Raw genomic sequence first — 25,255 nt, 5'->3', positions numbered from 1 at the left:
GTACTGCAGGGGGGACCCTGTGGGAGAGTAGGACGCCGCCGAACAATTCTTCAGCCTCAACCCCCGAACTCCGGTTCGGGGGTTGAGGCTTTTTTGCGTCCACTACAGTTGACTGCGTGCGCTACGACCTGGTCATTTTCGACAACGACGGTGTGCTCGTCGACAGCGAGCCGATCGCGAACCACGTGCTCGCCGATCTGCTGACCGAGCACGGGCATCCGACGACCTACGAGGAGTCGTTGCGGGACTACATGGGCTCTGCCATGCACCGGGTGCACGACCTGGTGGCGGAGCGGTCGGGGCAGCGTTTGCCCGAGGACTTCGACGCGACGTACTACGCGCGGGTCTTTGAGGGCTTCCGTCGTGAGCTGGAGCCGGTACCGGGTGTGGCGGACGTGCTGGAGAAGCTGGACGCTGACGGGGTGCCGTACTGCGTGGCGTCGTCGGGCAGCCATGAGCGGATCCGGGTGGCCCTGCGGAAGACCGGGTTGTACGGGCACTTCGGCGAGGAGCGCATCTTCAGTTCGCAGGACGTGGGGCGCGGCAAGCCGGCGCCCGATCTGTTCCTGCACGCGGCACGTGTGATGGGTGTCGCGCCGGAGCGGTGCGCGGTGGTGGAGGACAGTCCGCTCGGGGTACGGGCGGCGGTCGCGGCGGGGATGGACGCGTATGGTTTCACGGCGATGACCCCGCAGGCGCGGCTGGAGGAGGCGGGGTCCGCGGGGACGCTGACGCTCTTCGCCGATATGGCGGGCCTGCCGGGAAAACTGATGATGTGATCGACCTACCCGTCCGTAGGGTTCGGCCCTACGCTGCTCGCTCATGGACGGCATCGACGGCAGATTGCGTCATGGGCGGGCCTCGTTGTCCGTCAGCTTCTTCTCCCAAGGTGTGGCCTTCGCGCTCCTGGTGACGCGTATCCCGGCCCTGCAGGACCGGTACGACATCAGTGACGCGCTGTTGCCGCTCTTCCTCGCGGCGGTGCCCGTCCTCGCCGGCGTCGGAAGCGTGGCCACCGAGTACCTGGTGAAGCGTGTGCGGCCGAGCGCGGTGCTGCGCTGGGTGCAGCCGGTGGTGTGCCTGGCGCTGCTGGGTGCCGGCTCGGGCGACACGATGTGGCAACTCGCCTTTTCGCTCGCGGTGTTCGGCATCTGCGTCGGCGGGCTGGACGCCTCGATGAACATGCTGGGCGTGAGCCTCCAGAGGCGGTACGGCCGCAGCATCATGCTGGGTTTCCACGCCGCCTACAGCTTCGGCGGCATCCTCGGTGCGTCGCTGGCGTGGGCCGGGGCGCACTGGCACCTGTCGCTGGCCGTGCTGTACGGACCGGTGGTGGCGGTGCTGATCCCGCTGACCCTGGTGGGCAGCCGCTGGTACGTCGACCAGGCGGCGGCCGACGGCCTCGCGAAGGCCGCGGCGCAGGACCAGCCGGGGCCGTCCGCCGCCGCGGCCGGCACCTCCGTCGCGATGCGGATGCTGCTTCCGCTGTGCCTGGTGATGGCGTTCGCGTACATCGGCGACTCGACGGTCTCCAACTGGAGCGCGAAGTACCTGCAGGACGTCCTCGGCAGCTCCGAACAGCTGGCGACGGTCCCGTACAACGTCTACATGGTGACGACGCTCCTCGGCCGGTCGGTCGGTGACCTGGGGGTGCGGCGCTTCGGGGCCGCGGCGGTCGTGCGGGCCGGAGCGGTGGTCGCCGTCGCGGGCTTCGCGGTGGTCGCGGTGGCGCCGGGGCCCTGGGCCGGAATGCTGGGCTTCACGCTGCTCGGCTTCGGGCTGTGCGTGATCGTGCCGCAGACCTTCGCCGCGGCCGGACGGATGTTCCCCGGGGCGTCGGACACGGCGATCGCGCGGCTGAACATCTTCAACTACGTCGGTTTCCTGGTCGGTTCGCCGCTGGTGGGCGCGCTCGGTGACGCGTGGAGCTACCGGGGGGCCATGCTGGTGCCGATGGTGCTGGTGTCGGCCACGCTGCTGTACGCCCGCTCGTTCGGAACGGAGCCCGCCCGATACGGTGGCGACCATGAGCGGCCGCGCACAGCTGATGTGGGACGAGCAGGTAACGGGCTATGACTTCGGTCGCGGGCACCCGATGGACCCGGTGCGGCTCGCGCTGACCATGGGGCTGATCCGGGCCTTCGGGCTGGATCGGGCGGCTACGGTCGCGGCCGCGCCGGCCGCGGGCGACTCGACGCTGGGGCTGGTGCACGAGGCGGAGTACGTCGCCGCGGTGCGGCGGGCGTCGGCCGACCCCAAGGCGCTCACGGAGCTGTCGTACGGCATCGGCACCGAGGACAACCCGGCCTTCGCGGGCATGCACGAGGCCTCGGCGCTGATCGCCGGGCAGTCGGTGGGCGCGGCCGAGGCGGTCTGGCGGGGCGAGGCGGCGCACGCGGTGAACTTCGCGGGCGGCCTGCACCACGCGATGCCGGCCGCGGCCTCGGGCTTCTGCGTCTACAACGACGCCGCGCTGGCCGTCGCGCGGCTGCTGGAGCTCGGCGCCGAGCGGGTGGTCTACGTGGACGTGGACGTCCACCACGGCGACGGGGTCCAGGCCGTGTTCTGGGACGACCCGCGCGTGCTGACCATCTCGTTGCACGAACACCCCAGCACCCTGTTCCCGCAGACGGGCTGGCCGCAGGAGACCGGCGGCGCCGCCGCGGAGGGCGGCGCGGTGAACCTGGCGCTGCCGGCCGGTACCGGGGACGCGGGCTGGCTGCGCGCCTTCCACGCGGTCGTGCCCGAGCTGATCGCCGCCTTCCGGCCGCAGGCGATGGTCACGCAGCACGGCGCCGACACGCACTTCGAGGACCCGCTGGCGCACCTGGCCGTGAGCCTGGACGCGCAGCGCGTGGTGGCCGAGGCGCTGCACGGCCTGGCGCACGAGCACGCCGAGGGGCGCTGGGTGGCGCTGGGCGGCGGCGGGTACGCGGTGGTGGACGTCGTGCCGCGCACGTGGACGCACCTGGTGGGCATCGCCGCGGGGCGGCCGGTGCCGCCGGAGGCGGCGACGCCCGAGGAGTGGCGTGCGGAGGTCTACCGCAGGACGCGGCAGACGGCGCCGCAGCGGATGACGGACGGCCGGGACGTGTCCTTCGCCGGGTTCCACGAGGCGGGGTACGACCCGGCGGACCGGCTGGACCAGGCGATCCTCGCGACCCGGCGGGCGGTGTTCCCGTTGCACGGGCTTCTGCCGTAGCGCTCAGGCCGCGTCGCGCAGCAGCTGTGCGGCCCGTTCGGCGATGGCGTAGGCCGTGGCGTTGATGTTGGCGGAGACCACCCGCGGCATCACCGAGGCATCGGCCACCCGCAGGCCGTCCACGCCGTGGACCCGCAGGGCGGGGTCGACGACGGCGTGCGCGTCGGTGCCGATGCGGCAGGTGCCCGCGTAGTGGTGATAGGAGCGCAGATTGCGGCAGAGGTAGCCGCGCAGGGCCTTCTCGCCGTCGACGTCCCGGCCGGGCAGGATTTCCTCGGCGCTCCAGTCCGCGAGTGACGGGGCATCGGCGATCTCCCGGGCGGCGCGCAGGCCCTGGACCATGGCGTCGAAGTCGCGCATGTCCGCGTAGTACCGCGGATCGATGCGCGGGGGCGCGCCGGGAGTGGTGCCGGCCAGGCGGACCGTGCCGTGGCTGAACGGCGTCATGAGGGCGACCATGATCGTCCAGCCCAGGCCGGGTTCTGGTCCCGGCAGGCTGTCCTCGCGCAGGGGGACGTCGACGATCTGCAGCTGCACGTCGGGCCCGGGGGCCTGTGGTCCGCTGCGGATCAGTCCCTGGGCCTCGCCGTGGTTGTCGGTGCCAGGGGGCACGGGGCGGGCCGAGCGGTGGACGACCCCGGTCAGCACGTGGTCCTGGAGGTGCGAGCCGACGCCGGGCAGGTGCACCGCGGTCGGGACGGCGAGGGCCCGCAGGTGGTTGCGCGGGCCGATGCCGGACAGCATGAGCAGCTGCGGGGTGCCGACGGCCCCCGCGGCCAGCACGACCGCTCCGGAGCGGGACCGGCGCGCGGTGCGCAACTCGCCGTCGGCGGCGTACTCCACGCCCGTGCAGCGGGCGCCGTCCAGGGTGATCCGGTGGACGAGGGCATCGGTCACGATGTGCAGCCCGGGCCGGTGGCGGGCCGGCCGGAGGTAGGCCGTGGCGGCGTCCTGCCGGACACCGTCGGCGATGCTGAGGTCGCCCCGGCCGAACCCTTCCTCCAGGCCCCCGGAGAGGTCGCGGGCCTGACGGTGCCCGGCCTGTGCCGCGGCGCGCAGGAAGTCCCGGGCGAGCGGGTGCGGGTCGGCGGCGGGGGCGACCCGCAGCGGACCGTCCATGCCGCGCAGCGCCGGATCGCGGTCCGCGACGCCGGTGAGGTTCTCGGTGCGTTTGAAGGCGGGCAGGAGGTCGTCGAAGCCCCAGCCCGGGGCGTCGTCCTCGGTGGCCCAGGCGTCATAGCTCGAGCGGTGGCCGCGCAGGAAGTTCATGGCGTTGATCGCCGAGCTGCCGCCCAGGCCGCGGCCGCGGGGCCACGGCACGGTGAGGCCGGTCTCGGTCTGCGGTGTGGTGCGGTCCGCCCGGTCCAGGGCGGTGTTCAGCAGGTCCGGCCAGGCCGGCGGCAGGGCCACGGCCGGCGGGAGGTCCGCTCCGCCCGCCTCCAGGAGGAGCACGCGGGCCGCCTCGTCCTCGGACAGGCGCGCGGCCAGCACGCACCCCGCGGACCCGGCGCCCACCACGACGTAGTCGAACTCGGTGCCGTTCGGAAAGGTGCCGGTCACGGTGAACCGCCCATCGCCGTCGCGCGCTTTGCCCCCTTCTGGGAAGTCTAGGAAGAGCGGCGGGCACGCGGCGGCCCCGTCGTCGGACCGCCGGTCCGAACGGCCGCCCCACGCGAGTGATGTCCGGCCTGTTCCGGTGCGGCCGCGGTCCGCTCCGGGTCACCATCGGCCCGTGGTGAGTGTGGGCGCGCTGCGCGCGCATCTGGTGGGGGTCGGGATCGCCGGGCCGGTGGCGACGACACGGGAGAGAAGCCTGCGCAGCTACCGGCTGTTCGCCGCCGGGGATCCGCGCCAGACGCTGGGGCTGGATCCGGGCCGGAACTGGACGCCGTCCGAACTGCTCCGCCTGATGGCTGACCAATGCGGGGTTTCGCCTGATCCGAGCCACACGTCAGGGCAAGATGTGATCGACCCGGACCGCACGTTGGCCGGCCTGGACGCCTTCGCCGCTCGTCTGCGGCGAGCGGCGCTGGACCGGGAGCCGGTGCTCCTCGGGACCGGGCATCCGCACCGGCTCCTGGGCTTCTACGCCGGATTGGCCGCGGCCCTGTCGGCGGCGGGATGTCCTGTCCTCACCCCATCGCATGGTCGACGTGTCGACATGCCGACGCAATTCGGCCTACGCCCGCACAACCTCCGCTACGTAGGGGGCGTCGCGGTGGTCCGCGGTGCGCCGGGTGAGGGCGCCGGGAGTGCGCCCGGAGTGCACACGCACTCCCCGCTCCCGGTTCGGGTCGCCCTGGCCGGCGCGGCCACGCACGGCGGCCCGCTGCCGAGCCTTGTGGTGGGGGACCACGGCTGGGTCTGCGGGGCAGGTCAGCTGGGCATTGAGGCCGTGGGGCTGGCCGACTCCGACGACCCCGCCGTTTTCGTCGCCCAGGCGGAGGGCAGGGTTTCGGTCGTGGTTCCGCTTGATGACGCTGTGCGGTCCGATTACTACCGACCGCTTACGCGCTATGTACTCAATCGAGCGTGTCTGTCACAGTAGTCAACCGATCGCTACTCCTCTTCCCCACTTGCATCATGCGCACCTAATCTGGGGAGGAGCGCACATGCGAGAGGGAGTCACCGGAGGGGAAGCCGGTGCCCGTCATGTGCGGAAGGTTCAGGTGTGTCATGGCTTCAAGCGAGAGGCCTCTCAACGAGGTCGTGTTCCTGACCGTGGCAGAGGTCGCCGCGGTGATGCGAGTGTCCAAGATGACCGTGTATCGGTTGGTGCACAGCGGTCATCTGCCGGCGATCCGGGTGGGGAGGTCCTTCCGCGTCCCGGAGCAGGCCGTCCATGACTATCTTCGCGAGTCCTACGTGGGGGTGGAAACTGCCTGACGACTGCCTCGGTTTATGTTCGGTGCCCCCGGGCGGGTAGGCTTGGCCGACGTAGGTCGTGTGGGCTCGGACGCCCCGCACCGAGTGAAAACGAAGCGAGGGTAGTCGTGGGCTCTGTCATCAAGAAGCGGCGCAAGCGTATGGCCAAGAAGAAGCACCGCAAGCTGCTGAAGCGGACGCGTGTGCAGCGCCGTAACAAGAAGTAGTCGAGCTGCGCGTCGCTCTTCCCACTGCCCTCCCTCCACCGCCATCCGCGGTGGAGGGAGGGCAGTGGCGTTCCGGGCGCGGGCGGCGGGGCAGCCGGGACGGGGGGCCCGGTGGCGGCTCCGGTCACCGGCTGGGACAGGATCTCCTTGGCCGCCTTGACGGTGTTCGTACGGTCGTGCGTCATCACGGCGCAACATCGAACCGATACGGTGCGTATATGCGGTAAGAAGGAAGGCGCTGATCTTGGGCAAAGTGGTGCTCGTGACGGGGGTCGCCCGCCGGCTCAGTGGCCGGCTGGTACGACGGATCATGCGTGAGCCCGATGTCGACCGGGTGGTCGGCGTCGACGTGCTTCCGCCGGAGCACCAGCTGGACGGCGCCGAGTTCGTGCGCGCCGACATCCGGCACCCGATGATCGCGAAGGTGCTCGCCGAGCACTCCGTGGACACGGTGGTGCACATGGATGTGAGCGGGACGCTGCCGGGCCGCAACAACCGCGCGGCCGTCAAGGAGACCAACGTCATCGGCACCATGCAGATGCTCGGTGCCTGCCAGAAGGCTCCGACCGTGCGGCGCCTGGTGGTCAAGTCCACGACGAGCGTGTACGGATCGGCGCCGCGCGACCCGGCGGTCTTCACCGAGTCGATGCCCGCGAAGTCACTGCCGACCGGCGGCTTCGCCAAGGACGCCGTCGAAGTCGAGGGGTACGTGCGGGGCTTCGCCCGGCGCCGCCCGGACGTGGCCGTCTCGGTGCTGCGCTTCGCGAACATCCTGGGCCCGAACGCCGACACGCCGCTGGCGGAGTACTTCGCCCTGCCGGTGCTGCCGACCGTGCTCGGCTACGACCCGCGGCTGCAGTTCGTCCACGAGGAGGACGTCATGGACGTCCTGCTGCTGGCCCTGCGCGACGAGGGCAACGGCACCATCAACAGCGGTACGTTCAACATCGCCGGCGACGGGGTGCTGCTGCTGTCGCAGACCGCCCGCCGGCTCGGCAAGCCCACCGTGCCGGTGCTGCTGCCCGCGGTCACCTGGGTGGGGCAGATGCTGCGCACGGCCGGGGTGACGGACTTCTCGCGCGAGCAGATCCGGCTGCTCACCCATGGCAGGGTGGTGGACACGACACAGATGCGCGAGACTCTCGGCTTCGCCCCGAAGTACACCACCGCCGAGACCTTCAGTGACTTCGCCCGCAGTCACGGCCCGGGTCTGCTTCCGCCCGAACGGCTCGCCCGCACCGTGGACCGGCTCGCCGCGCTGGTGCCCGCGGGCGTCCCTGAGAACTGAGCTTGTGAGCACTCCTGCGAGGAGGAATCGCGCCATGGCGGATGCCAAGGTCATCCCGTTCGACGAGGACACGCGAACGCGTAGGGGGGCGTCACGGTCGCGCGGGCGTGCGGCCGCCCGCACGTCGGGTGAGGCCTCCGGCGCGAACGCGCTGGCCGCACTGCCGGTGGAGGACCGCACCGTACGGGACCAGGCCGCCGCGCGGCCGGAGGAGACCGGCACGGCTGCGGCGGGCGGCCCGGACGTCACACCGGCCGGAGCGGCCGGAGCGGCCCCGGAAGGGGCCGAGGGCACGCAGCCGCGGCCGGCCACCGGGGGCGGGCCGCTGGCCGCCGCTCTCGGCCAGGCCGCCGACCGCCTGCTGGGCGGTCCCTGGGAGCGCCGGGTGGCGCACGGCCTGGCGTTCCTGCGCCGCCGGGTCACCGGGGACTACGAGGTCGACGACTTCGGTTACGACGAGGACCTCACCGACCAGGTGCTCATGTCGGTGCTGCGGCCGCTGTACGAGTCGTACTTCCGCGTCGAGGTGAAGGGCATCGAGAACATCCCGGCCGAGGGCGGCGCCCTGGTGGTGGCCAACCACTCCGGGACGCTGCCGCTGGACGGGCTGATGATGCAGGTCGCCGTCCACGACAACCACCCGGCCGGGCGGCATCTGCGGCTGCTCGCCGCGGACCTGGTCTTCGTGCTGCCGCTGGTGAACGAACTGGCGCGGAAGGCCGGGCACACCCTGGCCTGCGCGGAGGACGCGCAGCGGCTGCTGGAGCGCGGCGAGGTCGTCGGGGTGATGCCGGAGGGCTTCAAGGGGCTCGGAAAGCCGTTCTCGGAGCGCTACAAGCTGCAGCGCTTCGGGCGGGGCGGCTTCGTGGCGACCGCGCTGAAGACCCGGGTGCCGATCGTGCCGTGCTCCATCGTGGGCGCGGAGGAGATCTACCCGATGATCGGCAACGCGAAGACCGCGGCGCGGCTGCTGGGCTTCCCGTACTTCCCGATGACGCCGACCTTCCCGTGGCTCGGGCCGCTGGGGCTGGTGCCGCTGCCGACGAAGTGGACCATCCAGTTCGGCGAGCCGATCGCGACGGACGGTTACGCGCCGGAGGCGGCGGAGGACCCGATGCTGGTCTTCAACCTCACCGACCAGGTACGGGAAACGATTCAGCACACGCTCTACAAGCTGCTGGTGCAACGGCGTTCGGTGTTCTTCTGACGGACGCGGCGAGGACGCAGAGGGACGCGGCGAGGGCCGGTGCCCGGGGCGTCACCCCGGGCACCGGCCCTCGCCGGTACCGCTCGGTCGGCTACTCGCCGTTGTCGTTCTCCGCGCCGAGGCCGAGGCCCGGGAGCAGACCCGGCAGCAACGGGGGCAGGGTGACGGACGGCTGTGCGGTCTCGCCGGAGCCGGTGGAAGGGCTTCCGCTGCTCGGCGGGGGGTTGAGCAGTCCGTCCGCGCCGCCGATGAAGCCGCTGTCGGAGCTCTTGGACGCCGACGGGCTGGCCTTCTCCGTGCCGCGCTCGACGGAGCGGTCGCTCGCGGAGTCGCTCGACGAGGGGGACGGCCCCCGCGTGCCACTGCTGGAGCGGGCACCGCTGCCGGGGAGGCCGTTGCGCCCGTCGCCGGGGGTGGCGGCGGGGGGCAGCAGCTTCTGCAGCGGGGCGACCTCCTGCTCTATGGCGTCGAAGACGGAGGTGACCTTGTTGCCGACGTCGCTGAGCTTGGTGGGGAGCCGGTCGCGCAGCTCGGTCCAGCCCCTGCGGTGGTTGCTGGAGAACGCGGAGAGCGTCTCCATCGGCCGCAGTGAGCCGTCCTTGCGGTACGCGGCGGTGAGCAGCCGGTGGCCCTCGGTGGCCTCCTGCTGCATACCGGACAGCGCCCGGCGGATCTCGCCCACCGACTCGTCGTCGAGCTGGCCGCCGCGCCCGCGCTCCATGAGGCGGCGCGCCTCCTGGAGCCGGGTGGAGGCGAGGTCGAGATAGACCTTGCCGCGGTCGGCGTCGTCGTCGGCGAGGTTGAGGCGCATGTCCTCCATGCCCCGCTTGAGGCCGTACAGCGTGTCACCGGGGAGCGCGTCGGTGCTCGCGGCGGCCACGCCGCCGAAGGCACCGGCCGCGACGCCCACCGAGAGCCCGCCGGCGGCGAGCCGGCGGGACCACGCGGAGCGGGGCCTCAGTTTCCCGATGCCGCGGCCGCCGGCGCGATGTGCGCCACGACCGCCGTCGCGTTGCTCGGGGACCGTCAGCGTGCCGTCGGCGAGCGCGGCTTCCATCGCCGCGATCAATTGGGCACGTTGCACGGTCTTGGCCTCGGGGTCCAGCGTGGGCCGCGGCACGTCCTCCAGGGCGTCCGCCAGGGCCAGGAGCCTTCCCTGATCCGGATCCGCATGCCGGTCCGCGGCGTGTGCGCCGTGCTGCTCGCCGGCGTGCGCCTGTTGGCCGTCGTCCTCAAGGGCGTCGGCGAAGGCGTTCGCCCGCCGGTGCGCCGTTGGGTTCGCGATCACGGGCGGCACCTCCTCTCGTCATCCACCTCGACTCCCCGATGTGCCTGCAAGGTTCCAGACCTTGAGCCCTTCCACCCGATCGAGTGATCGGAAGCGGGCAGGGCACGGCAGTGGGGGGTCCGCATGTGATGCAACGAGCGCCGTACGCCCAGGGTTACGCCCAGGGTTGCGCACTCATGATGATCGGACCGTGAAGACAGTCGCAAGATGAAGTCCCATCCATGGCGTTCATCGCGCGTCGTCGGGAAGCAGCCGGGCGAGGGTCCGTACGGCCCGGTACTGCAGGGTCTTGATCGCGCCTTCGTTCTTCCCCATGATGCGTGCCGTCTCGGCGACGGACAGGCCCTGCAGGAAGCGCAGCGTCACGCACTCCTGCTGCTGGGGGTTGAGCTTGCGCACCGCGCGCAGCAGCGACTCGTTGGACAGCGACTCCAGGACGCAGTCCTCCGGGCTGGGCTCGACCTCGTTGGCGTCGAGCATCTCCCCGGTGGTCACCTCCAGCCGGAAGCGGCTGGACTTGAAGTGGTCGGCGACCAGGTTGCGCGCGATCGTCACCAGCCAGGCGCCGAAGTCGCGGCCCTGCCAGGTGAAGGTGCCGATCCGGCGCAGCGCGCGCAGGAACGTCTCGCTGGTGAGGTCCTCGGCGGTCGCCTTGCCCCCGACGCGGTAGTAGATGTACCGGTACACCGTGTCGGAGTAGTGGTCGTACAACCGCCCGAAGGCCTCGGTCTCCCCGGCCTGGGCGCGTTCGACCAGGTCCATCATCCGCCCGCTGTCGGTGTCCGACGCGGGGCGGCGCGTGGAGGCGCCCGAGGACCGTGCGGTCTGCGGGGTGCTGCGGGTTCGTCTGCCGACCGCCGCCCGGCCGTCGGCGAGCGCATAGGTCGCCAGGGCGGGGCCGGCGGGCACTGCTGCGGCGAGTGCTGGCACGGGCACGGCGTACGCGGGGACAACGCGCAGCAGGTGCTCAGCCACCAGTGCGCGCAGCGTAGCCAGGCCAGAGGCGTCAACCCCGGTGTGTGGGTACACGGGACTCCCAGAGGCAGAACTTCCATCACGTGCAGTACGGAACCGTTCACTCGTCGTAGCGACGCGTGGGAACCGGCTTGCGTTTGAGGAGAATAACGCTTCGTACAGGCGACGCTACACCGAGTTGCTGAAATCGCCGGTTCCGCCCACTCTCTGGCGGAATGGTGATCGATCAATTATCGAACACTGAAACGTACTTGACCACATAGCGTCGTGAATTGCTCGCGTGGAGAGCGTGTTGTGGCTGTGTGGTCATGTGGCGACTGACGGGACGCCAGAGGGGTACACCGGTGTGTCGCGCATCGGCCCCGGACCGGGGCCGATGCTCAGCGGCGGCGGCGCTGCAGGGCCACCGCGGCGGCCGCGCCGCCCGCGACCGCCCCGACCCCGGCGGCCGCCGGAATGCCGATTTTCGCGGCCTTGCGGCCGGTGCGGTAGTCGCGCAGTCGCCAGCCCATTTCGCGCGCGTGTTTGCGCAGGCGTGTATCGGGATTGATCGCGTATGGATGTCCGACCAACGACAGCATCGGGATGTCGTTCGACGAATCGCTGTACGCGGCGCAGCGCGACAGTTCGAGTCCCTCGGCCGCGGCGAGCGCCCGGACCGCCTCGGCCTTGGCCGGGCCGTGCAGCGGCTCGCCGACCAGCCGGCCGGTGTACACGCCGTCGACGTGCTCGGCGACGGTGCCCAGGGCGCCGGTCAGGCCGAGCCGCCGGGCGATGATCGTGGCGGTCTCGACAGGCGCGGCGGTGACCAGCCACACCCGCTGCCCGGCGTCCAGGTGGGCCTGGGCGAGCGCGCGGGTGCCGGGCCAGATCTTGCCGGCCATGTACTCGTCGTAGATCTCCTCCCCGATCGACATGAGCTCCTCGACGCGGTGCCCCTTGACGATCGACAGCGCGCTCTGGCGCACTTCCTGCATGTGCTCGGGGTCCTCGGACCCGGCGATGCGGAAGTAGGCCTGCTGCCAGGCGAAGCGCACCAGGTCGCGGCTGTGGAAGAACTTCCGCTTGTACAGGCCGCGTCCGAAGTGGAAGATCGCGGCGCCCTGCATGACCGTGTTGTCCAGGTCGAAGAAGGCGGCCGCATGGGGGTCGCCGACGACCGGGAACGCGGGGAGGGCGGTCCGCGCCGCCTTCTTCGGCGCGGGTGCCGCGAGGGCGGCCTCGGCCGCGGCCTCGCCCGCCAGCACGCTGCGTGCTGTCGCGGAGCGCTTACGGGGGGTGAGCCATCGCAGAGCGGCCATGGGGGGAGCATAGCCAGTCTGTTGGGTACTTCCGGTGCTCAGATGGAGCAGGTGAATGAACTCCGAGCGACAGAAGTGTTACTCCCGTCACGGCCGGTTGACGCCGGGCGCGGGCAGAATGACCGGCATGAGTCCCCTGTTCGGACGCGGCCCCCGCCAGGACGCCACGGGTCCCGCCGCCCCCCTCGACCCCGCCCTCCGCACGGTCACGCTGATCGTGAAACCCGGCTGCCACCTGTGCGACGACGCCCGGGCCGTCGTGGAGAAGGTGGTCGCCGAGGTCGGATGCCGCTTCGAGGAGCGCGACATCAGCCAGGACGAGGAGCTGCACCGCGCGTACTGGGAGCAGATCCCGGTCGTCCTGATCGACGGGGAACAGCACACGTTCTGGCGTGTCGACGAGGGCCGGCTGCGCCGCGGGCTGGGCCTCTGAGACGCCTGGGACCACAGGTGGGTGATTTGCGGGTGTTCCTCTTGGCCCGTGTGCTCGATTACCATCAAGGCGTTTTGTGTGCTGCGGGGGTATGTACGTGAGGAAGGTGACGGCGTGCTCCCGGGCAGGCTTCAGGCGCGCGGCGGATTCGCCGTCGTCGACGTCGAGGCCACCGGTTCGAGTTCGCGGCGGAACCGCGTGGTCGAGCTGGCGGTCGTTCTGATGGACCGCGATTTCGTCCCGCAGGGCGAGTTCTCGACGCTGGTGGACCCCGAGGGCCCGGTCGGTCCCACCCATATCCACGGCATCGAGTCCCACCATGTCGAGGCGGCCCGCGCGCCGCTGTTCTCCCAGATCGCCCCCGGGCTGCTCGCCCTGCTGCGCGGCCGGGTGCTGGTCGGGCACAACGTGGGCTGCGACCGGGCGTTCCTGGCGGCGGAGTACGGCCGCATCGGCATCCGGTTCCCCGAGGTGCCGGAGCTGTGCACCATGCGGATGGCGGCGCAGCGCGAGCCCGTGCCGCGGGGCCTGAGCCTGCGCGCGTGCGCCGAGGCGGCCGGGGTGACCGGCTGGTCGGCGCACACCGCGCTCGGCGACGCCCGCGCGACCGCCCGGCTGTTCACCGCGTACGTCCGCGAGCACCCGCAGTGGCCCGCGCACGCGGAACAGGAGCTGGCGCGCGCCGCCGGGGTGGAATGGCCGCGGCTGGCGGGGACCGATGCGGCCTGGGTGGAGCGCAAGGGTGCGGAGAGGCCGCTGATGCGGAACGTTCCCGTACAAAAGGTGGCTTCTTCTGTCCGTAATGGGGGTGCGTGATGCCGGTCACTTCCCCAGGGCAAATCGGACACCATCTTTGTGCACGCGTTCACAAAGACATAGCCTGGCGTGTACGGGGCGGCCCCATCGAGGGGTGCCGCTCGCAGCCCAGCTCTACCCGCAGGAGCATCGTGGCAACTGGCCGAACTCACCGACCGGCGACCCGGAGCCGAGGGATTCCCGAGGCCACCGTCGCCAGGCTCCCGCTGTACCTGCGGGCCCTGACCGCGCTCTCCGAGCGATCGGTGCCCACCGTGTCGTCGGAGGAACTCGCGGCGGCCGCCGGAGTGAACTCCGCCAAGCTCCGCAAGGACTTCTCGTACCTCGGCTCGTACGGAACCCGCGGTGTCGGTTACGACGTCGAGTACCTCGTGTACCAGATCTCCCGCGAACTGGGCCTCACCCAGGACTGGCCGGTCGTGATCGTCGGCATGGGAAATCTCGGCGCCGCGCTCGCGAACTACGGCGGCTTCGCCTCCCGCGGTTTCCGCATCGCCGCGCTCATCGACGCGGACGCCCAGCTCACCGGCCGGCCGATCGCGGGGCTGCCGGTGCGGCACGCGGACGAGCTGGAGTCGATCGTGCGGGACAACCACGTGTCCATCGGCGTGATCACCACGCCCGCCGGTGCCGCGCAGGAGGTCTGCGACCGCCTGGTGACCGCCGGGGTCACCTCGATCCTGAACTTCGCCCCGACCGTGCTGACCGTCCCCGACGGGGTCGACGTCCGCAAGGTCGACCTCTCCATCGAACTGCAGATCCTCGCCTTCCACGAACAGCGCAAGGCGGGCGAGGAGCTCGAGGGCACCCTCGCGGTGCCCCCGGTGGCGGCCAAGGCGGTCCGCGACGGCGACCGCCGCCCGGGACCTGACGGGGACGTCCCCGCCGTGATGCCGGCATGAGTCTCCTCGTGGTCGGGCTGAGCCACCGCACCGCCCCGGTCGGCGTCCTGGAGCGGGCGGCGCTCGCGGAGGACACCAAGGCCGATCTGCTGCACGACGTGCTGGCCGCCGAGCCGGCCAGCGAGGCGGCGGTGCTGTCGACCTGCAACCGCATCGAGCTGTACGCGGACGTCGACAAGTTCCACGCCGGGGTCGCCGAGCTGTCCACGCTCCTGTCCCGGCACAGCGGCGTCGGCCTGGACGAGCTCACCCCGCACCTGTACGTCCACTACGAGGACCGGGCCGTCCACCACCTGTTCTCGGTCGCCTGCGGCCTGGACTCCATGGTCGTCGGCGAGGGCCAGATCCTCGCCCAGATCAAGGACATGCTCGGCCTCGGCCAGGAGCTGCACACCGCCGGCCGGACCCTGAACGACCTGTTCCAGCAGGCGCTGCGGGTCGGCAAGCGGGCCCACTCCGAGACCGGCATCGACCGCGCCGGGCAGTCGCTGGTCACCTTCGGCCTGGACCAGATGGCGCAGGCCGTCGGCGGCACCACGTTCGCGGAGTGGGGCAAGGGCAAGCGCGCCCTGGTCGTCGGCGCGGGCTCGATGAGCTCACTGGCCGCCGCGACCCTGGCCCGCGCGGGGGCCGGCGACATCGTCGTCGTCAACCGCACGCACGAGCGCGCCGAGCGGCTGGCCGAGTCCGTCGGCGGTCGCGCGGTGCCCATGGACGATCTCGCCGCCGAGCTGCCGCACGCCGACATCGTGGTGTCCTGTACCGGCGCGACCGGACTGGTGCTGACTGCCGACACGGTCGCCCGCGCCACCCTGACCCGCGCCCTGCGCGCCGCCGGCGGGCCGGCCGCGCCCATCGGCATGCTCGACCTCGCGCTGCCGCGTGACATCGACCCGCTGGTGCACGCCATCGACGGCGCGCACCTCACCGATCTGGAGACCATCGGCACGGCCGCGGCCGACGCCCCGATGGCGGCGGACGTCGACCAGGTCCGAAAGATCGTTTCCGCAGAGGTCGAGGCGTTCGGCGCCGCCCAGCGCGCCGCGCACATCACGCCGACCGTCGTCGCCCTGCGCGCCATGGCCGCCGACGTGGTCGCCACCGAGCTCACCCGGCTGGACGGCCGGCTGCCCGGCCTCGGCGAGCGCGAGCGCGCCGAGGTGACCCAGACCGTGCGCCGCGTGGTGGACAAGCTCCTCCACGCGCCCACCGTGCGGGTCAAGCAGCTCGCGGGCGAGCCCGGCGGAGCCGGGTACGCTGACGCGCTGCGCGAACTCTTCGACCTGGACCCGCAGGCGGTCGCCGCGGTCAGCCGGGCCGACACCCCGGTCGTACCGGTGGTCCCGTCACCGGCCGCGTCGACCGGTGCCGTCACGAATGAAGCGAATCGAGGGCGGGCATGACGAGGCCCACCGCACTGAAACTGGGAACCCGGCGCAGCGCGCTGGCGATGACGCAGTCGGGCATGGTCGCCGACCAGGTACGCCGGCTCACCGGCCGTGACGTGGAGCTGGTGGAGGTCACCACGTACGGCGACGTCTCGCGCGAGCACCTGGCGCAGATCGGCGGCACCGGGGTGTTCGTCTCCGCGCTGCGCGACGCGCTGCTGAACGGGGAGATCGACTTCGCCGTCCACTCCCTGAAGGACCTGCCCACCGCCGATGCCGACGGGCTGACGCTGGCCGCGATCCCGTCCCGCGAGGACTCGCGGGACGCGTTGGTGGCCCGCGACGGCCTCACGTTCGAGCAGCTCGCCATGGACCCGCGCGGCGCGCGCGTCGGCACCGGCTCGCCGCGCCGGGCGGCGCAGTTGAACGCCTGGGCCCGCTCGCTCGGCGTCCGCATCGAGACCGTGCCGATCCGCGGCAACGTGGACACGCGCATCGGATACGTTGCCTCGGGCGACCTCGATGCCGTGGTCCTGGCCGCCGCCGGCCTGAGCCGGCTGGGGCGCCTGCCGGAGGTCACCGAGCTGATCTCGCCCGACGTCGTGCTGCCCGCCCCCGGACAGGGGGCGCTGGCCGTCGAGTGCTCTGCGGCCGACGCAGAACTCGTCTCCGCGCTCGCCGTGCTCGACGACCCGTTCACCCGGGCCGCCGTGACCGCCGAGCGCGCACTGCTCGCCGCCCTGGAGGCCGGCTGCTCCGCGCCCGTGGGCGCGCTGGCCGAGCCCGCTTTCGCAGGCGCCGACGAGCCCATCACCGAGCTGCGCCTGCGCGGTGTCGTCGGGACCACCGACGGCTCCTCGCTGGTGCAGATGTCCATCACTGGTCCCACCCCCGTCTCTCGCGAGGAAGCTCTGGCCCTGGGCCGCGAGCTCGCCGACGAGATGCTCGCCAAGGGTGCGGCCGGTCTTATGGGGGAGCGCGTACATTGAGCCCCACCGCCGCCGCAGCGACCAACACCACGACCGCAGCCGATGCCACGACCGGCAGCGCGGCTGACGGACCGCCGCCCCTTCCGGTCCTCGGGCACGTCACCTTCCTCGGTGCCGGACCCGGTGACCCGGGTCTGCTGACCCTGCGGGCCGTCGAGGCCCTGGCCCGCGCCGATCTGCTGGTCGCCGACCAGCAGGTGCTCGACGTCGTGCGGACGCACGCGCGGGCAGGCGTGGACACGGCGGAGCCGGCCTTCACCGAGGGCGAGTTGAGCACTTCGGCCGCCGCGACCAAGCTTTGCACGGCCTCCGCGCGCACCGGCAAGCGGGTGGTCCGAGCGATCGCGGGCGACCCCGGACTCGACCCCCAGGCCGCCGCCGAGATGCTCGCCTGCGCGCACGCCGGCATCCCCTTCGAGGTGGTCCCGGGCGTGGCCGCGGCCATCGGCGTGCCCGCGTACGCCGGTGTCCCGCTCAGCGGCAACGTGCGCTTCATAGACGCCGCCACCGCCTCCGGCCGCTGCTGGAGCGAGGTGGGCGCGAGCGACGCGACGGTGGTGGTCTCCACGACCCTGCAGACCGTCGCCGCCACCGCCGCCGAGCTGGTGTCCGCCGGGCGCAAGCCCGACACCCCGCTGACGGTCACCGTCGCCGGCACCACCACCCGGCAGCGGACCTGGACCGCCACGCTGGCCACCATCGCCGCCGAGCTGAAGGCCACCAAGGCGCTCCCCACCCCGGAGGGCCCCATCGCGGCGATAGCCGTGGTCGGCGAGCCGACCACGCAGCGCGACCTGCTCTCCTGGTTCGAGACCAAGGCCCTGTTCGGCTGGAAGGTCCTCGTACCGCGCACCAAGGAGCAGGCGGTCTCCCTCTCGGACCAGCTGCGGTCCTACGGAGCCGTGCCGCACGAGGTGCCCACGATCGCCGTCGAACCGCCGCGCACCCCGCAGCAGATGGAGCGCGCCGTCAAGGGCCTGGTCACCGGGCGGTACGAGTGGATCGCCTTCACCTCGGTCAACGCCGTCAAGGCGGTGCGCGAGAAGTTCGAGGAGTACGGGCTCGACGCGCGGGCCTTCGCCGGCATAAAGGTCGCCGCCGTCGGCGAGCAGACGGCCCGCGCGCTCGTGGACTTCGGCGTGAAGCCGGACCTGGTCCCCAGCGGCGAGCAGTCCGCGGCCGGCCTCCTGGAGGACTGGCCGCCCTACGACCCCGTCTTCGACCCCATCGACCGGGTCTTCCTGCCCCGCGCCGACATCGCCACCGAGACGCTGGTGGCGGGCCTGGTGGAGCTCGGCTGGGAGGTGGACGACGTCACGGCCTACCGGACCGTGCGCGCCTCGCCGCCGCCGGCGGAGACCCGTGAGGCCATCAAGGGCGGCGGCTTCGACGCGGTGCTGTTCACCTCGTCCAGCACGGTGCGCAACCTCGTCGGCATCGCCGGCAAGCCGCACAACGTCACCGTCATCGCCTGCATCGGCCCGGCCACCGCCAAGACGGCGGAGGAGCACGGGCTGCGGGTGGACGTGATGGCTCCCGAGCCGTCCGTGCAGGCGCTGGCGCAGGCCCTGGCCGACTTCGGCGTACGGCGCCGTGAGGCGGCCGTCGCGGCCGGCGACCCGGTCACCCGGCCCAGCGAGCGCCGTCCCGGCTCGCGGCGCCGCGCCCGGGTCTGATCCGGCGCGCCTTCTCTCCACGCCACCCGCGGGGCGGCCGGCCCGAGCGGCCGGCCGCCCCGCGGGCGTACGCCCGGAGGCCCGGTACGGCCCGACATCCGGTCGGGAAGAGCACCCCCGGCGCGGGCGTACGGTGGTGAACGGAAGCCCCGGCGATGGAGAGGCGCGACACGGTCATGAGCGGAAGCGGTACTCGTTACGGTCAGTTCCCCGGCGCGCGCCCGCGCCGCCTGCGTACCACGCCGGCGATGCGCCGCATGGTCGCCGAGACCCGCCTCCACCCCGCCGAGCTGATCCTCCCGGTGTTCGTTCGTGAAGGCATTCACGAGCCCGTGCCGCTGTCGACCATGCCGGGCGTCGTCCAGCACACCCGCGACACCCTGCGCAAGGCCGCCGTCGAGGCCGTCGAGGCGGGCGTCGGCGGTTTCATGATCTTCGGCGTCCCGCTCGACGAGAAGAAGGACGCGATCGGCACCCCCGGCACCGACCCGGACGGCATCCTGCAGGTCGCCATCCGCGACGTGATCAGCGAGGTCGGCGACGCGCTGGTGGTCATGTCCGACCTGTGCCTGGACGAGCACACCGACCACGGCCACTGCGGCGTCCTGGACGCCGAGGGCCGCGTCGACAACGACGCCACCCTGGAGCGCTACGCCGAGATGGCCCGCGTCCAGGCGGACGCCGGCGTCCACGTCGTCGGCCCGAGCGGCATGATGGACGGCCAGGTCGGCGTCATCCGGGACGCGTTGGACGCCGCGGGCCACCAGGACGTCTCCGTGCTGGCCTACACCGCCAAGTACGCCTCCGCCTTCTACGGCCCCTTCCGCGAGGCCGTCGGCTCGTCCCTGACCGGCGACCGCAAGACGTACCAGCAGGACCCCGCCAACCTCCGCGAGTCGATGCGCGAGCTCGCGCTCGACCTCGCCGAGGGTGCCGACATGGTGATGGTCAAGCCCGCGCTGCCCTACCTCGACGTGCTGGCCAAGGTCGCCGAGTCGGTGGACGTGCCCGTCGCGGCCTACCAGATCAGCGGTGAGTACGCGATGGTCGAGGCCGCCGCGGAGCGCGGCTGGATCGACCGCGACCGCGCGATCATGGAGACCCTGACCTCGGTCCGCCGGGCCGGCGCCCAGATGATCCTCACGTACTGGGCGACCGAGGTCGCGCAGCAGCTCTGACCGCGCGGGGCCCGGCGCGCCGGGCCAACGGGCCCTTGGACGGCGGGTTTTGCGTCGGCATCGACAGACCGCAGTGCTGCTGGGGCCGTGCCGCATGCGCCGCCGCGGCAGGGGGGGCCGCAAGGCCCCCGCAAAGCGGAGCAGCACCCTGGCGCGTCAGCCGCGGGCCGGGCGTCGCCGTGGCCGTGCTCACCCGGGCGGGCGTCGTCCGCTTCGGGCATGCGTGGCGCGCTCCTGCGCCCGCGGGATTGCCGTGCCCTGGGGAGCGTCGCCGTCGTGGCGCTCGCGCTGCACTGCGCCCCGGCCCGCGCCGCCCGGTCCGCCACAGGCCCCGCAGAGGCCCCGTGCTGCCCGACCGGGCCCGGACACCTGTGCGCGGGGTCGGGCGTGCGGGCACCGCGCGAGGGCCGCTCCAAGCCCGCCACCAGGGGTTTTCCGTCGCGGACGCCGACCGGAGGGTGCCTGGGCACGCGGGACGCCGCCACGCCGTACTCCGGTTCCCGCCAAGGTGATATTTCGTTACATCAAGTGGGTTTGCCCCCTATCCCGAATGAAAGGGGCATATCGCCGGGAAGTATCGGGTTGTCCAAACCGGGGCGGACGCGCAAGCGCCGCCGAGAAAGGAGACCGCAATGCGGGCTTCCCGATTTGCCGCCGCGCTGGGTGTCGCGGCCGCCGTTTTGATGGGTGGCGCCACGGCTGCCAGCGCCGCCACCGAGGTGGCGCCCAAGGCGGCAGCTCACGTGACGCACGACCGTGGCAACGGCTACGGCGACCGTGGCAACGACTACGGCGACCGTTGGGGTCGCGACCGGGGCCACCGCCACGACCGCTGGGGCCACCACCGTCACCACCGTCACCACGGTCGTCACCACTGGGGCCACCGCTGGGGTCACCACCGCTGACGGATGACATCGCAGGGGCGCCCTTCCGACTCGGGGGAGGGCGCCCCTGCCTTGTGCCCGGGCGGCCGCTAGTCCCACCAGAAGGTCCAGCACACCTCGCCCAGCAAGGACTTCGCGTACGTGTGGAGGGAACCGCTGCCCTGGGTGATGTTGTCCGGGCAGAAGGCCAAGTGCTCGGCGGCCGTCGCCTCGGCCTCCGCCAGGTCCGCCGGCGGTGCGGCCACGGAGAGCACCAGGACGTCGAAGGCGAGGGCCACGACCCGCACGCCGAAGCGGTCCTCCCAGGAACGCAGCACGGCGCAGAGCCGGCCCACGTCGTTCTCGTGGTTGAGCGGGCCGGCCCAGCCCATGGCCGCGGGCACGTCGGCACTGCGCCGGGCCGGAACCAGGGCAACGCGGGGATCCTCGAGCCGTCCCGCACCGATCACCGACGCCGCGACCTCCGCCGCCCTCACGTCCGGGTCGGCCTCGAACTCCCGTGCCGGGGCGAGGCCGGGCCACTCCCGGCCGAAGGGGGCGACCATCTCGGCGTCGCGCGTGTCGCAATCCTCCTCGAAGCCCCAGAAGCCGGCCAGCACGTCCTCGGCGTCGTGGTCGCCGGGGTACGACATCATCCCGGGGGACAACTCCCTGGTGGCGGGCATGACCGGGGCCATCGAGAGCAGCACCGGATGCAGGCCCGCCGACATGCGCGCGGGCAGCAGCCGCTCCCAGGCGTCGGGCGCGGCGGGCCCGTCCGCGTGCCAGAGCAACGGTGCGTGCCAGGGGCCGTCGCACGTCGCGTCGACCAGGCTGCCGGGCGGGAGGTCGAGGCCCAGACACCGGCCGGTCGGGTCCTGCGCGAGCTTGGGGAGTTGGTTGGGGAGCGTCGCCATGGTCGGGAATGCAGGGGTGACCACTGACAACGGCGGCCCCGGGGAGAGCGGTTGCTCTTCCCGGGGCCGCCGTCGTGCGGACGCGGGGTGCGTCAGAGGCGCTCGGGGGTGCGGATGCCGAGCAGTGCCATGCCCTGGCGCAGGGTGCGGGCGGTCAGGTCGCAGAGCAGGAGCCGGTTCTCCTTGACGTCCGGAGCGGGCTCCGGCTTCACGACCGGGCACTGGTCGTAGAACGTGGTGAACGTCGAGGCCAGCGCGTAGAGGTACGAGGCCAGCTTGTGCGGCTCGTACGTCTCGGACACGCTCGCCAGGGTCTCCGCGAACTCGTCCAGCAGCAGCCCGAGCGCGCGCTCGGCCGGGGCCAGCGGCAGCTCGGGGTGGGCGACCGGCTTGGCGTCGCCCGACTTCCGCAGGATCGACTGGGTACGGGCGTACGCGTACTGCAGGTACACGCTCGTGTCGCCGTTGAGCGAGACCATCCGGTCGAGGTCGAAGACGTAGTCCCGGCCGAGGGAGGTGGACAGGTCGGCGTACTTGATCGCGCCGATGCCGACCTCCTTGGCCCGGTCGGCGATCTCCTCGGGGGTGAGGAGGCCGCCGCTCTTGTCCTCGATGACCGCGCCCGCCCGCTCCACCGCCTCGTCCAGCAGGTCGACCAGCCGGAAGGATTCGCCGGACCGGGTCTTGTACGGCTTGCCGTCCTTGCCCAGCAGCGCGCCGAACGGGATGTGGAGCGCCTTGACCTCGTCGGTGAGCCAGCCGGCCCGCTTGGCGGTCTCGAAGACCATCTTGAAGTGCAGGGCCTGCCGGAAGTCGACCACGTACAGCAGCGTGTTCGCGCGCAGGTCGGCGGTGCGGTTCCGGATCGCCGACAGGTCGGTCGCGGCGTAGCCGAAGCCGCCGTCGGCCTTCTGCACGATGAGCGGGACCGGCTCGCCGTCCTTGCCCTTGATGTCGTCGAAGAAGACGCAGAGCGCGCCGTTGGACCGCACGGCGACGCCGGACTTCTCCAGCAGCGTGCAGGTCTCGACGAGCATGTCGTTGTAGCCGGACTCGCCGACGACGTCCTCGTCCCGGATCGCGATGTCGAGCTTGTCGTAGACCGAGTTGAAGTAGATCTTCGACTCGTCGACGAACCGCTGCCACATCGCCAGCGTCTCCGGCTCGCCGGCCTGCAGGTCCACGACCCGGTTCCGTGACCGCGTCTTGAAGTCGTCGTCGGCGTCGAAGAGGGCGCGCGAGTCCTTGTAGAGCCGGTTGAGGCGCGACATGGAGGCCTCGCCGGCCTCCTCGTCGCCGGCGCCGCCCGCGGAGTCGTGGTCCAGCTCGTGCGGGTGCTCGACCAGGTACTGGATGAGCATGCCGAACTGGGTGCCCCAGTCGCCGATGTGGTGGCGCCGGATCACCGTCTCGCCCTCGAACTCCAGGATCTTGACGAGCGCGTCGCCGATCACGGAGGACCGCAGGTGGCCGACGTGCATCTCCTTGGCCACGTTCGGCTGTGCGTAGTCGATCACCGTGATGCCGGGGTCGGCCTTGGCGGGCACGCCGAGCCGGTCGTCGGCGGCCCGGGCGGCCAGCGTCCGGGTGATCGCGGAGTCGGCGACGGTGATGTTGAGGAAGCCGGGGCCGGAGACCTCGATGTCGGCGATGAGGCCGTCGTCGGCCGGAAGAGCGGCCACGACCTCGGCGGCCAGCTCGCGGGGGTTCGCCTTGTTCCGCTTGCCGAGGCCCAGCACACCGTTGGCCTGGAAGTCGGCCCGGTCGCTACGTCGCAGCAGCGGGTCGGCACCGAGGGCGTCAGCGACGCGCTGCTGGATCGTGGCGGAAAGCGAGTTGACCGAGGCCATGGGATGGGTGCTTCCTGAGAGGGATCAGAGATCAACCCTCAGTATCCCACGCGCTACCACTCATTTTTCTCTGGGACAATTGCCGGGTACCGAGCTACCCGCTGCACTGGTGGAAGGAAGTCGAGACAGTGGCTCAGAGCACCGAGGCCGACTGGGTCGCCCGCTTCGCGGACGACGTCATTGCGGAAGCCGGGCGGCGGGCTCCGGGCAAGAAAATCGTCGTCGCTTCCGGAATCAGCCCGTCCGGGCCGATCCACCTGGGCAACCTCCGCGAGATCATGGTCCCGCACCTGGTCGCCGACGAGATCAAGCGGCGCGGCGTGCCCTGCGAGCACATCCTGTCGTGGGACGACTTCGACCGGTACCGCAAGGTCCCGGCCGGCTACGACCCGTCGTACGCCGAGCACATCGGCAAGCCGCTGACCGCCGTCCCGGCGCCCGAGGGCAGCCCGCACGCGAGCTGGTCCGACCACTTCAAGGCGCCCTTCCGCGAGGCGCTGGCGGCGCTCGGCGTCGAGGTCACCGAGATCAGCCAGACCGTCGAGTACACCTCCGGCACCTACCGCGAGCAGATCCTGCACGCGATGCGCGAGCGCCGGCGGATCGACGAGGTGCTCGGCCGCTACCGGACGAAGAAGAAGGCGGGCGGCGAGGAGCAGGACGACGAGGAGGCCTCACTGGAGCAGGCCCCCGAGTACTTCCCGTACAAGCCCTACTGCTCGGCCTGCGACAAGGACCTGACCACCGTCGTCGCCTACGACGACGACACCACCGAGCTCACCTACGAGTGCCAGGCCTGCGGCAACCGCGAGACCGTGCGGCTCAGCGAGTTCGACCGCGGCAAGCTGGTCTGGAAGGTCGACTGGCCGATGCGCTGGGCCTTCAAGGGCGTGGACTTCGAGCCGTCCGGCGTCGACCACCAGTCGCCCGGCTCCTCGTGGATGGTCGGCCAGCAGCTCGTGCGCGAGATCTTCGGCGCCGAGCCGCCCATCGGCCCGATGTACGCCTTCGTGGGCATCAGCGGCATGGCCAAGATGTCCAGCTCCAAGGGCGGTGTGCCGATCGCGGCCGACGCGCTGCAGATCATGGAGCCGCAGCTGCTGCGCTGGCTGTACGCCCGCCGCCGGCCGAACCAGGCGTTCAACATCTCCTTCGGCGACGAGATCTCCCGCACCTACGACGAGTGGGACGCGCTGGAGCGCAAGGTCGCCGAGGGCACGGCCGCGCCGGTCGACGTCGCCGTGCACTCGCGGGCCGCGCGCACGGCGAGCGGGGAACTCCCGACCACCGGGCACAAGCTGCCGTACCGCACCCTCGCCTCGGTCGTGGACATCACGACCGGCGACGAGGAGCAGACGCTGCGCATCCTGCGCGACCTCGACCAGGAGCGGCCGCTGGCCTCCCTGGACGACGCCCGGCCGCGGCTGGACTGCGCCGAGCACTGGGTCAACACCCACGTCGAGCCGGAGGCCCGTACCCAGGTTCGCACCGAGCCCGACGCGGCGGCCCTGGCCGCGCTGTCCGGCGAGGAGCGCGAGGCGCTGAAGCTGCTGGTGGACGGGCTGCCCGAGCACTGGTCGCTGGACGGGCTGACCACCTTGGTCTACGGCGTGCCGAAGACGCAGGCGGGCTTCGCGCCGGACGCCAAGCCGACGCCGGAGCTGAAGGCGGCCCAGCGCTCGTTCTTCGCCCTGCTCTACAACCTGCTGGTCGGCCGGGACACCGGTCCGCGGCTGCCCACCCTGCTGCTGGCCGTGGGCCAGGAGCGGGTACGGGAGCTGCTCGCGGCGAGCTGAGCGAGAACGCGCGCTTACGCGGACGCAGACGGAGGCGGTGGGTGGCCCGGCCACCCGCCGCCTTTGCGCGTGCACGAGCCAGAAAATTCGAACG

General features: G+C 72.0%; 23 protein-coding genes. 17 read left to right on the top strand and 6 right to left on the bottom strand.

What is annotated here, in order from left to right; genetic code table 11:
* The first annotated feature begins 116 nt into the window (after positions 1–116).
* From PV364_RS38890 to PV364_RS38880, 3 genes are read left to right on the top strand one after another with little or no spacing between them, the layout of a single operon-like run.
* Complete coding sequence (locus PV364_RS38890) at positions 117–779, top strand: HAD family hydrolase (protein WP_319665663.1); 663 nt, start codon at positions 117–119, stop codon at positions 777–779.
* Positions 780–822: 43 nt separating this feature from the next.
* Entirely contained in the window at positions 823–2,076 is a 1,254-nt protein-coding gene (locus tag PV364_RS38885; RefSeq protein ID WP_401975250.1) for an MFS transporter, read from the top strand.
* Positions 2,027–3,202 carry an acetoin utilization protein AcuC gene (locus tag PV364_RS38880; RefSeq protein ID WP_319665662.1) on the top strand — a complete coding sequence of 392 codons (1,176 nt, stop codon included), beginning with the start codon at positions 2,027–2,029 and terminating at the stop codon, positions 3,200–3,202. The genes PV364_RS38885 and PV364_RS38880 overlap by 50 nt, the downstream gene beginning before the upstream one ends.
* 3 nt (positions 3,203–3,205) lie before the next feature.
* Here the strand turns inward: PV364_RS38880 and PV364_RS38875 are convergent, their stop codons facing one another.
* On the bottom strand, positions 3,206–4,762 hold the full coding sequence (locus PV364_RS38875; RefSeq protein ID WP_319665661.1) for a GMC family oxidoreductase: 1,557 nt from the start codon (positions 4,760–4,762) through the stop codon (positions 3,206–3,208).
* Between the two features lie 172 nt (positions 4,763–4,934).
* On the opposite strand from PV364_RS38875, the gene PV364_RS38870 reads away from it, so the two are divergent.
* The 5 genes from PV364_RS38870 (at position 4,935) to PV364_RS38850 (ending at position 8,789) form a co-directional block, all read left to right on the top strand.
* The gene (locus PV364_RS38870) at positions 4,935–5,750 is read left to right on the top strand and encodes a phosphatase (protein WP_319665660.1); all 816 of its coding nucleotides are present in this window, start codon (positions 4,935–4,937) and stop codon (positions 5,748–5,750) included.
* Between the two features lie 128 nt (positions 5,751–5,878).
* Positions 5,879–6,088: a helix-turn-helix domain-containing protein gene (locus tag PV364_RS38865; protein WP_319665659.1), complete on the top strand. Its 210-nt coding sequence runs from the start codon at positions 5,879–5,881 to the stop codon at positions 6,086–6,088.
* Positions 6,089–6,195: 107 nt separating this feature from the next.
* Positions 6,196–6,294, top strand: a complete 99-nt coding sequence (locus PV364_RS38860; protein ID WP_003948845.1) for a 30S ribosomal protein bS22 — start codon at positions 6,196–6,198, stop codon at positions 6,292–6,294.
* 244 nt (positions 6,295–6,538) lie between these two features.
* Positions 6,539–7,582 carry an NAD-dependent epimerase/dehydratase family protein gene (locus tag PV364_RS38855; RefSeq protein ID WP_319665658.1) on the top strand — a complete coding sequence of 348 codons (1,044 nt, stop codon included), beginning with the start codon at positions 6,539–6,541 and terminating at the stop codon, positions 7,580–7,582.
* Positions 7,583–7,616: 34 nt separating this feature from the next.
* A complete protein-coding gene (locus PV364_RS38850; RefSeq protein ID WP_319665657.1) occupies positions 7,617–8,789 on the top strand; it encodes a lysophospholipid acyltransferase family protein in 1,173 nt (390 codons plus the stop codon).
* A gap of 91 nt (positions 8,790–8,880) precedes the next feature.
* Here the strand turns inward: PV364_RS38850 and PV364_RS38845 are convergent, their stop codons facing one another.
* The 3 genes from PV364_RS38845 to PV364_RS38835 form a co-directional block, all read right to left on the bottom strand.
* Positions 8,881–10,077 carry a DUF5667 domain-containing protein gene (locus PV364_RS38845; RefSeq protein ID WP_319665656.1) on the bottom strand — a complete coding sequence of 399 codons (1,197 nt, stop codon included), beginning with the start codon at positions 10,075–10,077 and terminating at the stop codon, positions 8,881–8,883.
* Between the two features lie 228 nt (positions 10,078–10,305).
* Positions 10,306–11,106 carry an ECF subfamily RNA polymerase sigma factor, BldN family gene (locus tag PV364_RS38840; protein ID WP_319665655.1) on the bottom strand — a complete coding sequence of 267 codons (801 nt, stop codon included), beginning with the start codon at positions 11,104–11,106 and terminating at the stop codon, positions 10,306–10,308.
* A 326-nt stretch (positions 11,107–11,432) separates the two neighbouring features.
* Positions 11,433–12,353, bottom strand: coding sequence for an HAD-IB family hydrolase (locus tag PV364_RS38835; protein ID WP_319665654.1), 921 nt, complete (start codon positions 12,351–12,353; stop codon positions 11,433–11,435).
* A gap of 127 nt (positions 12,354–12,480) precedes the next feature.
* Here PV364_RS38835 and PV364_RS38830 point away from each other — a divergent pair, with 127 nt between their 5' ends.
* From PV364_RS38830 to PV364_RS38795, 8 genes are all read left to right on the top strand, one after another.
* Positions 12,481–12,786 (top strand): glutaredoxin family protein, encoded by a 306-nt coding sequence (locus PV364_RS38830; protein ID WP_319665653.1) that lies wholly within the window; start codon positions 12,481–12,483, stop codon positions 12,784–12,786.
* Positions 12,787–12,900: 114 nt separating this feature from the next.
* Entirely contained in the window at positions 12,901–13,602 is a 702-nt protein-coding gene (locus PV364_RS38825) for a 3'-5' exonuclease (protein WP_319665652.1), read from the top strand.
* A 131-nt stretch (positions 13,603–13,733) separates the two neighbouring features.
* On the top strand, positions 13,734–14,504 hold the full coding sequence (locus tag PV364_RS38820) for a redox-sensing transcriptional repressor Rex (protein WP_319665651.1): 771 nt from the start codon (positions 13,734–13,736) through the stop codon (positions 14,502–14,504).
* The gene (locus tag PV364_RS38815; protein WP_319665650.1) at positions 14,501–15,907 is read left to right on the top strand and encodes a glutamyl-tRNA reductase; all 1,407 of its coding nucleotides are present in this window, start codon (positions 14,501–14,503) and stop codon (positions 15,905–15,907) included. Before PV364_RS38820 ends, PV364_RS38815 begins: the two co-directional genes overlap by 4 nt.
* Positions 15,904–16,881: a hydroxymethylbilane synthase gene (hemC, locus tag PV364_RS38810; RefSeq protein ID WP_319665649.1), complete on the top strand. Its 978-nt coding sequence runs from the start codon at positions 15,904–15,906 to the stop codon at positions 16,879–16,881. Before PV364_RS38815 ends, hemC begins: the two co-directional genes overlap by 4 nt.
* Positions 16,878–18,557: a bifunctional uroporphyrinogen-III C-methyltransferase/uroporphyrinogen-III synthase gene (locus PV364_RS38805; protein ID WP_319665648.1), complete on the top strand. Its 1,680-nt coding sequence runs from the start codon at positions 16,878–16,880 to the stop codon at positions 18,555–18,557. The genes hemC and PV364_RS38805 overlap by 4 nt, the downstream gene beginning before the upstream one ends.
* 176 nt (positions 18,558–18,733) lie before the next feature.
* The gene (hemB, locus tag PV364_RS38800; RefSeq protein WP_319665666.1) at positions 18,734–19,735 is read left to right on the top strand and encodes a porphobilinogen synthase; all 1,002 of its coding nucleotides are present in this window, start codon (positions 18,734–18,736) and stop codon (positions 19,733–19,735) included.
* A 632-nt stretch (positions 19,736–20,367) separates the two neighbouring features.
* Positions 20,368–20,640, top strand: a complete 273-nt coding sequence (locus PV364_RS38795; RefSeq protein WP_319665647.1) for a hypothetical protein — start codon at positions 20,368–20,370, stop codon at positions 20,638–20,640.
* A gap of 68 nt (positions 20,641–20,708) precedes the next feature.
* On the opposite strand, the gene PV364_RS38790 is transcribed toward PV364_RS38795, so the two are convergent.
* Together PV364_RS38790 and argS are read right to left on the bottom strand one after the other, a co-directional pair.
* Positions 20,709–21,515 (bottom strand): DUF4253 domain-containing protein, encoded by an 807-nt coding sequence (locus PV364_RS38790; RefSeq protein WP_319665646.1) that lies wholly within the window; start codon positions 21,513–21,515, stop codon positions 20,709–20,711.
* 92 nt (positions 21,516–21,607) lie between these two features.
* The gene (gene argS, locus PV364_RS38785) at positions 21,608–23,365 is read right to left on the bottom strand and encodes an arginine--tRNA ligase (RefSeq protein WP_319665645.1); all 1,758 of its coding nucleotides are present in this window, start codon (positions 23,363–23,365) and stop codon (positions 21,608–21,610) included.
* 128 nt (positions 23,366–23,493) lie between these two features.
* Between argS and lysS the strand changes: the two genes are divergently transcribed.
* A complete protein-coding gene (lysS, locus tag PV364_RS38780; RefSeq protein WP_319665644.1) occupies positions 23,494–25,161 on the top strand; it encodes a lysine--tRNA ligase in 1,668 nt (555 codons plus the stop codon).
* Positions 25,162–25,255 lie beyond the last annotated feature (94 nt).

Source organism: Streptomyces sp. MI02-7b, assembly GCF_033793585.1.
Classification (GTDB): domain Bacteria; phylum Actinomycetota; class Actinomycetes; order Streptomycetales; family Streptomycetaceae; genus Actinacidiphila.
Note: the sequence above shows the minus strand (reverse complement) of the source record. Positions and strands in the feature narration are given on the sequence as shown.